This is a genomic window from Pedobacter sp. SYSU D00535 (assembly GCF_017355855.1).
GTDB lineage: Bacteria > Bacteroidota > Bacteroidia > Sphingobacteriales > Sphingobacteriaceae > Desertivirga.
Genome location: NZ_JAFEWD010000001.1, coordinates 345,840 through 358,798, shown reverse-complemented (window position 1 = coordinate 358,798; position 12,959 = coordinate 345,840). Strand labels below are relative to the sequence as shown.

The 12,959-nt window shown below is 42.4% G+C and carries 13 protein-coding genes; 6 read left to right on the top strand and 7 right to left on the bottom strand.

Features of this window, described 5'->3' with window-relative positions; genetic code table 11:
* Positions 1-16 precede the first annotated feature (16 nt).
* Positions 17-601, top strand: a complete 585-nt coding sequence (locus J4N23_RS01385) for an HPP family protein (RefSeq protein WP_207425215.1) — start codon at positions 17-19, stop codon at positions 599-601.
* Positions 602-605: 4 nt separating this feature from the next.
* Here J4N23_RS01385 and J4N23_RS01380 read toward each other — a convergent pair whose 3' ends face one another.
* The 5 genes from J4N23_RS01380 to J4N23_RS01360 all read right to left on the bottom strand — a co-directional run bounded on the left by J4N23_RS01380 (position 606) and on the right by J4N23_RS01360 (position 6,166).
* On the bottom strand, positions 606-1,328 hold the full coding sequence (locus J4N23_RS01380) for a DUF3307 domain-containing protein (RefSeq protein WP_207425214.1): 723 nt from the start codon (positions 1,326-1,328) through the stop codon (positions 606-608).
* Positions 1,325-1,939 (bottom strand): SatD family protein, encoded by a 615-nt coding sequence (locus J4N23_RS01375; protein WP_207425213.1) that lies wholly within the window; start codon positions 1,937-1,939, stop codon positions 1,325-1,327. Before J4N23_RS01375 ends, J4N23_RS01380 begins: the two co-directional genes overlap by 4 nt.
* Before the next feature lie 122 nt (positions 1,940-2,061).
* Complete coding sequence (gene guaB, locus J4N23_RS01370) at positions 2,062-3,531, bottom strand: IMP dehydrogenase (RefSeq protein ID WP_207425212.1); 1,470 nt, start codon at positions 3,529-3,531, stop codon at positions 2,062-2,064.
* Positions 3,532-3,656: 125 nt separating this feature from the next.
* Positions 3,657-4,931, bottom strand: coding sequence for a pitrilysin family protein (locus tag J4N23_RS01365; protein WP_207425211.1), 1,275 nt, complete (start codon positions 4,929-4,931; stop codon positions 3,657-3,659).
* Positions 4,931-6,166 (bottom strand): pitrilysin family protein, encoded by a 1,236-nt coding sequence (locus tag J4N23_RS01360; RefSeq protein ID WP_207425210.1) that lies wholly within the window; start codon positions 6,164-6,166, stop codon positions 4,931-4,933. The genes J4N23_RS01365 and J4N23_RS01360 overlap by 1 nt, the downstream gene beginning before the upstream one ends.
* Positions 6,167-6,394: 228 nt before the next feature.
* On the opposite strand from J4N23_RS01360, the gene J4N23_RS01355 reads away from it, so the two are divergent.
* From J4N23_RS01355 to J4N23_RS01345, 3 genes are all read left to right on the top strand, one after another.
* Positions 6,395-8,005: a CTP synthase gene (locus J4N23_RS01355; RefSeq protein WP_207425209.1), complete on the top strand. Its 1,611-nt coding sequence runs from the start codon at positions 6,395-6,397 to the stop codon at positions 8,003-8,005.
* Between the two features lie 26 nt (positions 8,006-8,031).
* Entirely contained in the window at positions 8,032-9,867 is a 1,836-nt protein-coding gene (gene yidC, locus J4N23_RS01350) for a membrane protein insertase YidC (RefSeq protein ID WP_207425208.1), read from the top strand.
* A gap of 96 nt (positions 9,868-9,963) precedes the next feature.
* A complete protein-coding gene (locus tag J4N23_RS01345) occupies positions 9,964-10,194 on the top strand; it encodes a hypothetical protein (RefSeq protein ID WP_207425207.1) in 231 nt (76 codons plus the stop codon).
* 82 nt (positions 10,195-10,276) lie between these two features.
* On the opposite strand, the gene J4N23_RS01340 is transcribed toward J4N23_RS01345, so the two are convergent.
* Complete coding sequence (locus tag J4N23_RS01340; protein ID WP_207425206.1) at positions 10,277-10,567, bottom strand: hypothetical protein; 291 nt, start codon at positions 10,565-10,567, stop codon at positions 10,277-10,279.
* Between the two features lie 265 nt (positions 10,568-10,832).
* Between J4N23_RS01340 and J4N23_RS01335 the strand changes: the two genes are divergently transcribed.
* Positions 10,833-11,312: an NUDIX domain-containing protein gene (locus J4N23_RS01335; protein ID WP_207425205.1), complete on the top strand. Its 480-nt coding sequence runs from the start codon at positions 10,833-10,835 to the stop codon at positions 11,310-11,312.
* Here the strand turns inward: J4N23_RS01335 and J4N23_RS01330 are convergent.
* Positions 11,302-11,991 carry a DUF6250 domain-containing protein gene (locus J4N23_RS01330; protein ID WP_207425204.1) on the bottom strand — a complete coding sequence of 230 codons (690 nt, stop codon included), beginning with the start codon at positions 11,989-11,991 and terminating at the stop codon, positions 11,302-11,304. The two genes, J4N23_RS01335 and J4N23_RS01330, sit on opposite strands and share 11 nt — an antisense overlap.
* A gap of 133 nt (positions 11,992-12,124) precedes the next feature.
* Here J4N23_RS01330 and J4N23_RS01325 point away from each other — a divergent pair, with 133 nt between their 5' ends.
* Entirely contained in the window at positions 12,125-12,955 is an 831-nt protein-coding gene (locus J4N23_RS01325; RefSeq protein ID WP_207425203.1) for an ATP-binding protein, read from the top strand.
* Positions 12,956-12,959: the final 4 nt, after the last annotated feature.

Sequence of the window (12,959 nt, the reverse complement as noted above, 5' to 3'; positions counted from 1 at the left end):
TATTTTTGCCGGCCACATGAAGAAGAGAATCCGGAATAACTTTCGTCGTGTCCGTTACATTATGTACCGAGAAACCCTTATCGATTTCCGGGAACATTTGTGGACGTTCTTAGGGTCATTTGTGGGGATTGGATTAATTGGCTTATTAAACTCGCGCTATCTTACTAACAACGACAATCTTTTCTTAATAGGATCTTTCGGTGCAAGCTGTGTGTTGATTTACGGTCTCATCAATAGCCCGCTTGCGCAGCCTCGAAACCTAATTGGCGGACATGTGATCTGTGCAGTAATTGGAGTAACAGTATATAAGGTGATGCCTCAGGAGTTTGCATGGCTATCCTCGGCCTTATCTGTTTCGTTGGCAATAGTGAGTATGCAAATGACAAAGACGATGCATCCTCCTGGGGGTGCTACCGCGCTGATTGCGAATATTGGATCCGAAAAGGTAAAAGCGCTCGGTTATATGTATGTCTTAAGCCCTGTATTATCGGGTGTACTGATCCTTTTTGTCGTAGCTCTTATTTTTAATAATCTTACGCCCCATAGAAGCTATCCTCTTAATAAGAAATGGTACCGGGTATGGCAGCGGTACAAAAGATGAAGCTTTAGGTACTTATAACCCCAAAAGCCACCAGGATCGCTATCCCGAAGCTTAATAGGGTGCCTACCAGAATGTATTCTGTAAGTTTAAGGTCTGCACCTTCTTTCAAATCGCCGAAACGAAAAACTGATTTTGCTGCTATTAAAAAACCGACAGCTTCCCAATGATCGATGCTGGCGAAAAGGAAGACAAGCAATCTTTCCATGATCCCAATGTATTTTCCGGCACTTTTTAAAGAAGCTACACCAGCGTCAATATTTGTGGACGTTGGAAGTTGGGTGGGCGTCCATTTTGCAATGAGTATTTTGATGACAATGGAAGATGGAAAAGTTAAGAACGTTACCGCCAGGGCGTTCTTCCAAAAATGATCGGTATCCAGATAATGAAAGGTTAGTCCAGGTTCAAAATAGAAATACCAAACACCTACAATAGAGGCCAGATGGACGAGTTGATCAGCAAAAAACCAACCTCTTTTGTTTTCTGTTCCTTGATAAGAAAGCTTCAAAGCGTCAGTTACCCCATGGAGCACCATCAATAAAAACGCTACTTTCCACTGAGCAAAATCCCATAGAAATAACAAGATAAGTGCTCCGTGTATCAAAATATGAAGATAAAACTTTGGCGAACGGAGTTTCCTGCTTTCTTTTTCCACTACCCATGTATCTGGTTGCAGAAGGAAGTCGCCAATAATATGGGCTAATAACAATTTCAGCAGGATCACATTCATAAGGCAGCAATGAATTGACTAAGTTTCTTTTTATAGAGATTGTTAAGGGCTAATATTTCTGAAAAGTGGGCCCGTTTAAGTCCCTCGCTAACGGAAGATTGCGATTTGTTCGACAGTTCAGCTAATTCTTTTTGAGAGCTTCCGGGATGTTTGAGTGCCAGTTTCACGAGTTCTGAGCTGGTGATACTCCAGCTGTTAATGATTACCTGTGCAAGTCGAAGAACAATGTTTATTTCTTCGTCAAAGTCAGGCCAAGGGGTTTTGAGGGCCAGGGTGGTTCGTTCTCGTTTTAGCTCTTCCAGTTTCTCTCCGGAGAAAATGAATGCTTCTCCGTTTGACTCCGTAAGTTTTTCTGCAGCGTAGGCTTTTTTTCCTATTCCGATAGCAATCCTTACATCAAGGTTTTTGATGGTTTTTATGGAGGCTTTTATGAAGAGCGCCTGAAGTAGTGCTTCTTCAGGTACCAGTTCCAATTGAAAGCTGTCTCCCCGAAATATCTCCCACTTTGTTTGCTTTGATAGGTTCAGGGCCTCCTTCAGCTCTTCCAGCCATAATTCGGGATTGGTTATGCTTCTGGAGTTTATAATATCACCGGTTAAGACAGCTACCATAATACAAATGGGTATTTCGCCCCGACCAATTATCGGCAAAATACCCGAAAAAACAAAATATCGGCATATTAGCCGATATTTGTCAGTTATCGGCATATAAGCCGATAAGTTGTGCTTTGAATCTATCTAGTATAGTTTGGAGCTTCCTTTGTGATAGTAACATCATGTGGATGACTTTCGCGCATACCAGCTGCGGTGATCCGAACAAAGCGTGCATTCTGCAACTCCTCAATAGTAGCTGCACCACAATAGTGCATACCAGCTCTTAAACCTCCTACATACTGGAAAATTACTTCAGCCAGGGTGCCCTTGTAAGGAACACGGCCAACAATCCCTTCAGGCACCAATTTAGTAACTACATCCGTTTCATCCTGGAAGTAGCGGTCCTTAGATCCTTTGGCCATGGCCTCTACCGAACCCATTCCGCGATATGATTTGAACTTCCTTCCTTCGTAAATAATGGTCTCACCAGGAGATTCCTCTACCCCTGCGAAAAGAGATCCAGCCATAATAGAGCTGGCCCCAGCAGCAATCGCCTTCACGATTTCTCCGGTTTGTTTAATACCACCGTCTGCAATTACAGGTACTTCACGACCGCGTAGTGCTTTTGCGCACTCGTAAACTGCATAAAGCTGCGGCACTCCTACCCCTGCAATAATCCGGGTAGTACAGATAGAGCCAGGGCCAATACCTACTTTAACAGCGTCCGCTCCAGCATCTGCAAGGGCAATAGCAGCTTCGGCAGTAGCAATATTTCCGGCAATTACCTGCAAATCCGGGTAAACTCTTTTTATGCTTTTTACCATATCGATCACTCCCTTTGAATGACCGTGAGCTGTGTCGACAGTAACTACATCTACGCCTGCTGCTACAAGAGCTGCTACCCGTTTCATGTTTTCTGCTGCAACCCCTACAGCAGCTCCAACACGTAACCGGCCGTGCTCATCCTTGCAGGCATTAGGATAATTTTTGAACTTCTGGATATCTTTGAAAGTGATCAGGCCGATCAGCTTGCCTTCCGCATTCACAACCGGCAGTTTCTCAATCTTATAATCTTGCAGAATTTCCTCTGCTTTTACAAGATCTGTCCCCTCCGGAGCAGTCACCAGGTTATCTTTGGTCATCACTTCTACAATCGGGCGCTGCATATCTTTCTGGAAGCGTAAATCCCGATTCGTGATAATACCAACTAACTTACTGTCTGAATCTATTACCGGAATGCCTCCAATTCGGTATTCCTTCATGATATTAAAAGCATCCATAACAGTAGCTTCCTGATGCAGGGTAACTGGGTCCTGAATCATGCCGCTTTCAGAGCGCTTTACCTTGCGAACCTCTTCAGCCTGACGCTGGATAGTCATATTTTTATGAAGAATACCAATGCCTCCTGCCTGTGCCAGCGCAATAGCAAGTTCAGCTTCTGTCACTGTATCCATAGCAGCAGAAACGATTGGTACGTTCAAACGAATTTTCTTTGTAAGATATGATCGGGTGTCTACATCACGTGGTAGAACTTCAGAATAAGCGGGGATTAGTAAAACGTCATCATAGGTAAGGCCTTCTGCGACGAACTTTTCAGGGTCTAATTGCATAGCAAATAAAATTTATTATTTGCCGGGCAAAGATAGAGATTTAAAGGGTATCTAGCAAATAAGGCAAAGAGTTTGTTGGTCATTGTTTCGTCGTTATTTACGTCAACAACCAACAAACTTTTTAGCTATTTTTTTCCTACGATTACTTTTTCACAGGAATTAAAATCAAGATAAAAATTAGCAAGCTCCATCAACTGCTCGGCGGTAACTGATTTAACAGTCTGAATGTATCGCGTATAGTAGTCGTAATCTAAACCGGAGAAGTAGATGTTTTTGAATTTGTCTGCATGAGAAAAGGCGTTCTCTAATCCCCCCAGGAACGAACCCAGCATGTAGTTTTTTACCAGAGCCAGCTCATCCGGCTGGATCAACTCCGTTCTAAGCAGATTTATTTCTTTTTCTATTTCCGCTACCGCGGATGAGCAAACCTGAGCTCCAACTTCTGAAGCTATGAAAAAGTAGCCGGCGTTCTGTAGTGAGATAAGGGCTGATCCAATTCCGTAAGTGTAGCCTTTGTCCTCCCGGATATTCGCCATTAGTCGCGATCCAAAATATCCTCCAAGTACTGTATTCAACACTTGCAAGGCTGGGAAGTCGGGATGATTGCGGGTAACGGATATCTTCCCAATACGAATGGCAGATTGGAGTGCTTCCGGGCGTTCCACATAATGTTCGGTACCATCTTTTACCGTGAAAGAAAACAAGTTGGCGTTTAAGTCAACTCCTTTATCCCAGTCTCTGCCAAAAAACTCATTGATGATGCTAATCGTCCCATCGTCTACCTTTCCTGAAACTACTATTGTGCAATTATTGGGTCGGTACGCTAAATTGAAATAAGATACGAGGTCGTCCCGCTGTAGCTTGTCATAATCTTCGAAGCCGGCGCTGTAGCCATAGATAGTGTTCCCAAACAGGGCCTGATTAAATACACGCCTGCTGATGTAATCGTTCTTTTCAAGATTAACGCTCAACTTCTGTTTCTGATTTCGCTTGAATGTTTCCAGCTCTTCCTCGGGAAAAACGGAATCAGTCACCACATCTTTAACGACGGCAAGAGTAGACCGCAGGTGTTTTGTCAATGTATATAGAGTGACGGCTGAATTATCAAAGTTGAAGTCTGTTTGCAGGAAAGCCCCGTAATAGTCCACTCGTTCTGCGATTTCAAGCGCTGTATATTTACTGGTACCCTCTACCAACATCGAGTTCACTGAGTAGGCCTGCAAAGGCCTGGACAGGTTCCAGTTCACATTATTGAACAGCAACTCCACCCGCACCAAATCCTGAGTGCCGGCGTTGATCACAAATAGGTTAACACCGTTGTCCAGGCTGTACTGTTCTGCCTTAATTAGTTCTATATGTTCTACCTGTTTGAATGCAGGTGCTATACTTCTTTCAATCATTAATTTGCGAGATAAAGCAAGGTACTCGAATTTTCTCTTCTAAAGATTTTATTGGCCCGTCGTCTAATGTCTTCTGCAGTTAAAACCGCGTATTTCTGAGTTTCCGTGTTCAACTCAGAGGCATTGCCCAGCAGTTCAAAGAAAGCAAGGTTCATAGCTTTATCCAACAAGCTCATTTCTGCAAATACCATGGTCGATTCGATCTTGTTCTTTACTTTAGTCAACTCCTCCTGGGGGACCAGTTCATTCTTGATCAGTTCAAGTTCAGTCCAGATGGCCGCTTCTGCTAACTCTGGCTCCACCCCTTCTGTCAGCTTTCCTTCAATTACAAACAATCCGGGATCATGACTTCCGGTGACGTAGGCGTTCAGTTCAGAGAAAAGCTTCTGTTCTTTTACCAGGCTGACGTATAAGCGGGAAGAGTTCCCCCTTGACAGGATGTCAGAAAGCAAGTCGGCTTCGTAGTATCCGCTATCAAGACGGGCGGGCATATGAAACGTTTTATAGATGGCGTTCAAAGGAACGTCAGCTTTTATTATTTCTCGTCTTTCTTCGGTTTGTTCTGCTTCTGCAGGCAGGCTTCTGAGATATTTTTCTCCTGTTGGAATAGAGCCGAACCACTTCTCTGCCATCTCCAGTACTTCGGCAGTTTTTACCGCCCCTCCTACCACCAGTATCGCATTTGCCGGATTGTAATGTTTGGCGAAAAATGCTTTTACATCTTCGATCGTCGCGTTTTCTATGTGCGATAGCTCTTTACCTATGGTTGCCCATTGATACGGATGGGTTTTGTAAGCCAAAGGACGCAGCTTTAGCCACACATCGCCGTAAGGCTGATTCAGGTAGCGCTGCTTAAATTCTTCGCAAACAACGTTACGTTGAACTTCCAGACTTTTTTCGGAGAAGGCAAGACTCAACATCCGGTCGCTTTCTAACCAAAAGGCAGTCTCTAGGTTAGCAGCCGGGAGGGTGATATAATAGTTAGTAATGTCGTTACTGGTAAAAGCGTTGTTTTCTCCCCCTACACGTTGCAATGGCTCATCATAAGAAGGGATGTTAATAGAGCCTCCGAACATCAAATGCTCAAAGAGGTGAGCGAACCCTGTCTTTTCAGGATCTTCGTCTCTTGCCCCAACGTCGTACAGCACATTTACCACAGCCATCGGGGTGGTAAAATCTTCGTGTACCAGCACTTTGAGTCCGTTGCTTAATACAGATCGGTTATATAATACCATTCGTCAATAAAATAATAAAAGGATAAAGAAAGAAACAAAGGTAAAAGTTTTGGACAAAGCGAATCATTAAAATCAGGTGGCTGAAAAAGGAACTTTCCTGTTTTTAACAATCTTGATTTCTCAACAAAGTTCGCTGGTGCCGATTTTTTTCGTACTTTTGAATCCCGTACAAAAACATTGATTTTATCTGCAACAACGGGTATTATCAATAGAAAAATCCATCATTACATGACCAAATATATTTTCGTTACGGGCGGCGTTACCTCGTCGTTAGGAAAAGGTATTATTTCCGCATCGTTAGCAAAACTTCTTCAAGCACGCGGCTATCGCGTAACCATCCAAAAATTTGATCCATACATTAACATCGATCCGGGAACACTGAATCCTTACGAACACGGAGAGTGTTTTGTAACGGAAGATGGTGCCGAGACAGATTTGGATCTCGGACACTATGAGCGTTTTCTGAACGTACCTACTTCTCAAGCCAATAACGTAACTACTGGTCGGATTTATCAAAATGTAATTAATAAGGAGCGTGAAGGTGCCTACCTTGGAAAAACTGTTCAGGTAGTTCCGCACATTACTGATGAGATAAAAAGAAATATTAGAATTTTAGGTGAAAGTGGTGAGTATGATATTGTGATCACAGAACTTGGTGGTACTGTGGGGGATATCGAATCACTCCCTTTTATTGAAGCTGTTCGTCAATTCAGATGGGAGATCGGCAGCCACAATTCTTTGGTTATTCACCTTACGCTAATACCTTTTCTGGCTGCTGCAGGCGAGCTGAAAACAAAACCAACACAACACTCGGTGAAGATGCTGCTGGAATACGGAATTCAGCCTGATATCCTTGTTTGTCGTACTGAACATCACATTACACAGGAAATTCGCAGGAAAATTGCGCAATTCTGTAACGTAAATATCAACGCGGTTATCGAGTCGATTGACGCATCCACTATCTACGACGTTCCATTGCTTATGCTTAAGGAGCAGTTGGACAAAACAGTGTTAACCAAGCTAAAGCTTTCACATAAAAATGAACCTAACCTGGAAAACTGGAAAGATTTCCTGGGCCGTCTAAAAAATCCTACCGCAGAGGTTCACATCGGTTTGATTGGAAAGTACGTGGAGTTACAGGATGCGTATAAGTCGATCACTGAGGCCTTTATTCATGCTGGCGCACGTAATGAGTGTAAGGTATATGTTCATTCGCTGCATTCAGAAACTATTTCTGAAGAGAATGTGGCCGAGCGACTTTCCGGACTAGATGGAATTCTGGTAGCACCTGGATTTGGAAGTCGTGGCATTGAAGGAAAGATTACCGCTATTAAATATGTGAGGGAAAACAACATTCCTTTCTTCGGAATCTGTCTGGGAATGCAGTGTGCCGTTATTGAGTTTGGGCGTAATGTTTTAGGCTTAGCGGATGCACATAGTACCGAGATGAATGAAGATGCGCACCATGCGGTGATCTCTATGATGGAAGAGCAGAAGAAGATTAAAAATAAAGGTGGAACGATGCGTCTGGGTTCATACACCTGCGAATTGAAAAAGGGCAGCAAGGCGGCTGCTATTTACGGGAAGACTACTATCACGGAACGCCATCGCCATCGGTACGAGTTCAATAACGAGTACCTTAAGGATTATGAAGCAGCGGGAATGATCGCTTCGGGTATTAATCCCGAAAATAACTTGGTGGAGATTGTGGAATTGAAAAACCATCCTTTCTTTGTGGGAGGGCAGTTCCATCCCGAATTAAAATCAACGGTTGCCAATCCTCATCCTCTTTTTGTTAACTTTGTCGCCGCTTCGCTGGCATATTCCAGAAAAAAATAATTTAAAAAAGCGGATATAAGCATATAATGGATAGAAATACGTTCACGGGCCTCTTCCTGATATTAATTATACTAGTTGGCTCTACCTATTTAATGAAACCTTCTGATGAGGAAATGAAACGTGAGAAATACGTTCAGGATTCCATCAGCAGGGTAAAAGCAAACCCTTCGGCAGCGAAGCAGCCTGCCGGTAAAACTGCAGGAGTTCCTGTGCCGGCAGTAGATTCTAATCTTTTGAGGGGGCCATTCGGCTCAGCAAGGACAGGTACCTCTCAGACAGTGGTATTGGAAAATGATGATCTGAAAGTGACTATTGATTCTAGAGGAGGTCGGATCACTTCGGTTCTTTTGAAAAATTTTAAAACCTATGACCAGGACTCGCTGGTGATGTTCCGTGAAAATGAAAGTAAATTCGGCTTAACTTTTAGCGCCGGAAACACCACCATTAACACCAGTGAGCTATACTTTTCTCCAAGTACTCAAAGTCTTAAAGTTGCCAAAGCTGATTCAGGTTCGGTTACCATGCGACTCAATTATGGTCCTGACCAATACCTTGACTATGTATACAGTTTAAAAGGCGAAGGTTTTAAGGTGGGATTAACGATTGTGGCTAACGGAATCCAAAATGTGGTGAATGCCCACCAGCCGATTAATCTGAACTGGGCAGCAACGCTTCGTCAAAAGGAAAAAGATATTGAAGGCGAGCATAAATATTCCGGTGCTTACTATTACCTGAGCAATGATCAGGAGGTCGAACACATCGGGACTACAGAGTCTGAAAAGAAAGAAATAGGTGAAGATGGACCTATTAAATGGATCTCTTTCAAACAGCACTTCTTCTCTAACGTACTAATCTTTGATCAGGGCTTCAGCAAGGGAAGTATTAATGTAGAAACCGCCATTCAGCCAGGTGTGGTAAAATCTTTTTCAGCAAGTGTAGTACTTCCTTTCAAGAATGAGCAGGTGAATTCCTTCCCAATGCAGTTCTATTTCGGACCGAATCGCTTTACTACCCTCAAAGCACAAGGTTACGACCTGGAAAAACAAATTGACCTGGGTTGGGGACCGCTAAAATGGATCAACAGAGTAGTGGTTATTCCTGTATTCTCTTTCCTGGAGAAATTTAACTGGAGCTACGGGTTAATTATTCTGGTGCTTACGATTTTGTTAAAGGTTGTTCTTTCTCCGCTTACGTACAAGTCGTACCTGTCAATGGCGAAGATGAAGGTGTTAAAACCGGAGATGGATGAGATCAAAGCTAAGGTGGGCGAAGATAACCCTACCCTGCTTCAGCAAGAGTACTTAAAATTATACCGTAAAGCTGGTGTAAATCCGCTTGGAGGCTGTATCCCGATGTTGTTGCAGATGCCTATTGTGATGGCATTCTTCTTCTTCTTCCCGAATTTGTTCGAATTGCGTGGCGAAAGTTTTCTATGGATGGAAGACCTGTCCACCTATGATTCATTCATCAACTTTGGATTTAGTATTCCATTTCTAGGTAGTCACATCAGTTTGATGTGTTTACTGATGACCATTTCTACACTTGTTTATACCTATTTCAATAACCAGATATCCGGAGCAACCGGACAGATGAAATATATTGGTTATATCACTCCAATTATTTTCTTCGGGGTACTGAACAGTTATCCGGCAGGACTTAATTATTATTACTTCCTTGCTAACATGTTAACCTTTGGTCAGCAGTATCTGATTCGTCAGTTAGTGAACGATGAAAAGATTCATGCTCGCATTCAGGAAAATAAAAAGAAACCCGAGTCGGAGAAGAAAAAATCGAAGTTCCAGCAACGAATGGAAGAGTACATGCGTCAGCAGCAAGCTCAGGGAAAGAAACCAAACAAATAATACGAACCGGCGAAAGCCGGTTTTTTTTTGCTCTGCACTCTTTTTTACAGCCAAGGTGTCTTCCAACAAAATCACCAACAAGTTTGTATTTCATCTATGCAACAATTCGAAATCAAACTATTTATTAATAATGTAGAAGAGTGTATGCAGGTGCAGGAGGATAAAGCTCCGTCAGGCACTTACCTCATTACTCAAAATCAAAAGTTTATTGCGCGGGTCTTTAAAGATTCGGATGGAAAATGGAAAACAAGAGAGATCTCCGATTTGTCTCCCTCTGTCGTAGAGGCTATAGGGCTTGAGATTAATTCAGCACTTAATCTCGGTTGACGAGCAATAAAGTCACCAGGTTCTTAAAATAAAAAAGCCCGTTCTGTGCAGGAACGGGCTTTTTTATTCTTCTATTAAAACCTTACGCAGCCGAGATTTGTGGTTGCTGTTGTTGTTCTTCTACAGAGTCTAGTTCGAATACCGCAAGCTGGTTCAGGAAATTGCAGTGCAATGTTCCGAAAAAGTTTATAATTCCATTTGTGCTTTTACCCTGAATCATCACCCGTTCCTTCAGAATCTCCTTCTCCGAAAGGTCCTTTCTCGATAAGATAAGTTCTTCATCCTGGATAGTAAAATCAGATTGATCAATTGAGAACTGTCTCAAGATTTCATTAAAGCTGAAGCCTTTTAATAAAAATTCCTTTAATTTCATGTTAACCTCCGTAAAGTTTTTGAGAATAGGACCTGTTACAAAAATAGTTTATAGTTTATTGGCGAAGTTATTTAAACAATTCTTAAGCCAATTCGCTCTATTGTGTAATTATGTTACTAATTTACCGAGAAGATTAACAAAAACAACACCAAATTGGAAAATCGTTGATAATGTAACAATGGGTTCCGTTTCTGTGGTTTAAGGTGTAGTAAAAGCCATACTTTTTAAAAGTACACTGTTTGTTTTTTAGTTCAAGAATCCACACATGAAGAAATTAAGTGCAGGCATTGTTGCCGTTCGCGTTACGAGCTCAGATTATATAGAAGTTTTATTGGTTCATCCCGGCGGGCCTTTTTACCGAAACAAGGACTTAGGCGTATGGTCCGTGCCAAAAGGTGAATATGATGAAAACGAGGATCCGCTGGAGGTGGCCAAGCGGGAATTCTGGGAGGAAACGGGAAATAACATCACTGCAAACGAGTTAATCGCTCTTGATCCGGTAAAACTAAAAAGCGGCAAAGTAATTAAGGCCTGGGCAGCGAGACAGGATTTTGAAACTCCCTATCTTCAATCTAATACTTTCGAAATAGAATGGCCTCCACGATCAGGACGGAAACAGATCTTCCCGGAGGCCGATACAGCAGCATGGTTTGAACTTGAAGATGCTAAACAGAAGATTCACCCGGGACAGTTACCTTTACTACTGCAGCTCGAAACGATACGGGCAGCACTTGCTAATCTTTGATACGGCGAACCTCGAAGTTATAGACTTCCTGATGAGACTTCGTAGTACGTATCCCAAAATAACCTTCTTTCAGGGGCTGTAGGTCGTGGAAAGAGAAATATTTTTCACCGTCAACGAAAAATTCGGTAACACCATCATTCACAACAGTCGTAATTGTGTACACCTTATTTGCCTGTAGCAAGTGTTCCTGATCTTTAAACTCGGCCAATAAAGGTTTAGACCCATTGCCATGATATTTCCTAAACCGCGTCGTAGAATTAGTATTCCCACCCATGCCCACATAATAAAGGCTGAGACTGTCATATTCTTCGAAAATGCCGTTTCGCTTAAACAAATCCTCACTGCTCGGGTCCGTTGCCATCCAGAATTGGTTCAGATCTGATAGGCGATCATTTTTACCACCTGCCATCACTACTTTTCGTTTATAGGTGATAATATAATTACCACTTAGTTTTTTGTTTAACCAGACGGTTACTCCCTTCGGTGCGTCAATACGTAATTTACCTTCATCTGCTTCAACTACAGTTCGTGCCGTGTCCGCCGCCTCGACTATCCAATGTTTTAACCCCTTTCTAAAATTGTCTTTAAAAAGGAGTTGCCCCACCCTTCTGGAGGAAATCTGAGCTGTAGCTGTCATAAAGGAAAAGCAAAGAATAATTCCGCTGATCAATTTTATCATATCCGGTAAAAATAAACAAAGCCCGTTCTATTCATAAAACTTCTATTACAATCATCGATTAAAATGCATTCTTTGTAATTTGCGCCGCGGCTTTCCGGCTGAAAGTAGTCGGACTAGAAAACCAAACTGACACATGAAGAATCTATTAATCCTTTTATTGGCCGGAATCACTAGCCTGGCCGATGCCCAAGAGCACAAACTTTCTAAAATTTGGGAAACAGCTCCTTTAGCAGTTCCCGAATCAGTATTTCCTGACTTCGAGAAAAAGATCCTTTATGTATCATTAATTGACGGAGCTCCCTGGGGCGTTGACGGAAAAGGCGGGGTTGCAAAGTTGGACCTGCAAGGAAATATCCTAGATTCTGTCTGGATAACAGGTTTGAACGCTCCAAAAGGTATGGGCAGAGTTGGGAATAAGTTGTATGTAGCAGACGTTACTGAAGTGGTGGAAATAGACATCCCAAATTCAAAAATTAGCAGAAAGATCGCAATTGATAGTGCCATTGCTCTTAATGACATCACTGTGGATGACAAAGGGGTGGTTTATGTTTCAGATTCCAGAAGAGGAACGGTACACCAGATAGTTAATGGAAAGGTATCTACTTACCTTCGGAACATTGAAGCTACCAACGGATTAAAATCAATAGGAAGAGACCTTTATGTTATCTCGGGTCCCACGATACTGAAGGTAAATCCGAAGAAAGAGATAACTACTATCGCCGGTGGTTTCGCGAAAGGTGGCGATGGAATTGAGCCGGTCAGAAAGGGAGATTTTATCGTTTCCTGCTGGGCAGGCCTTGTTTATCACGTCAGTAAAAACGGAAAAATTGAATTATTGTTAGATACCCAAGCGCAGGGTATGAATACGGCTGATATTGGAATCAAAGCTGATGAAAATATTGTGTATGTACCTACGTTTAATAAGAGGTCTGTTATTGCTTATAAATTAATCAACACCAACTAACGAC

What these genes read in the sequence shown, in the direction of transcription:
- J4N23_RS01385 (WP_207425215.1), top strand. Translation starts at nt 17, where the DNA reads ATGAAGAAGAGAATCCGGAATAACTTTCGTCGTGTCCGTTACATTATG.
- J4N23_RS01380 (WP_207425214.1), bottom strand. Translation starts at nt 1,328, where the DNA reads ATGAATGTGATCCTGCTGAAATTGTTATTAGCCCATATTATTGGCGAC.
- J4N23_RS01375 (WP_207425213.1), bottom strand. Translation starts at nt 1,939, where the DNA reads ATGGTAGCTGTCTTAACCGGTGATATTATAAACTCCAGAAGCATAACC.
- guaB (WP_207425212.1), bottom strand. Translation starts at nt 3,531, where the DNA reads ATGCAATTAGACCCTGAAAAGTTCGTCGCAGAAGGCCTTACCTATGAT.
- J4N23_RS01365 (WP_207425211.1), bottom strand. Translation starts at nt 4,931, where the DNA reads ATGATTGAAAGAAGTATAGCACCTGCATTCAAACAGGTAGAACATATA.
- J4N23_RS01360 (WP_207425210.1), bottom strand. Translation starts at nt 6,166, where the DNA reads ATGGTATTATATAACCGATCTGTATTAAGCAACGGACTCAAAGTGCTG.
- J4N23_RS01355 (WP_207425209.1), top strand. Translation starts at nt 6,395, where the DNA reads ATGACCAAATATATTTTCGTTACGGGCGGCGTTACCTCGTCGTTAGGA.
- yidC (WP_207425208.1), top strand. Translation starts at nt 8,032, where the DNA reads ATGGATAGAAATACGTTCACGGGCCTCTTCCTGATATTAATTATACTA.
- J4N23_RS01345 (WP_207425207.1), top strand. Translation starts at nt 9,964, where the DNA reads ATGCAACAATTCGAAATCAAACTATTTATTAATAATGTAGAAGAGTGT.
- J4N23_RS01340 (WP_207425206.1), bottom strand. Translation starts at nt 10,567, where the DNA reads ATGAAATTAAAGGAATTTTTATTAAAAGGCTTCAGCTTTAATGAAATC.
- J4N23_RS01335 (WP_207425205.1), top strand. Translation starts at nt 10,833, where the DNA reads ATGAAGAAATTAAGTGCAGGCATTGTTGCCGTTCGCGTTACGAGCTCA.
- J4N23_RS01330 (WP_207425204.1), bottom strand. Translation starts at nt 11,991, where the DNA reads ATGATAAAATTGATCAGCGGAATTATTCTTTGCTTTTCCTTTATGACA.
- J4N23_RS01325 (WP_207425203.1), top strand. Translation starts at nt 12,125, where the DNA reads ATGAAGAATCTATTAATCCTTTTATTGGCCGGAATCACTAGCCTGGCC.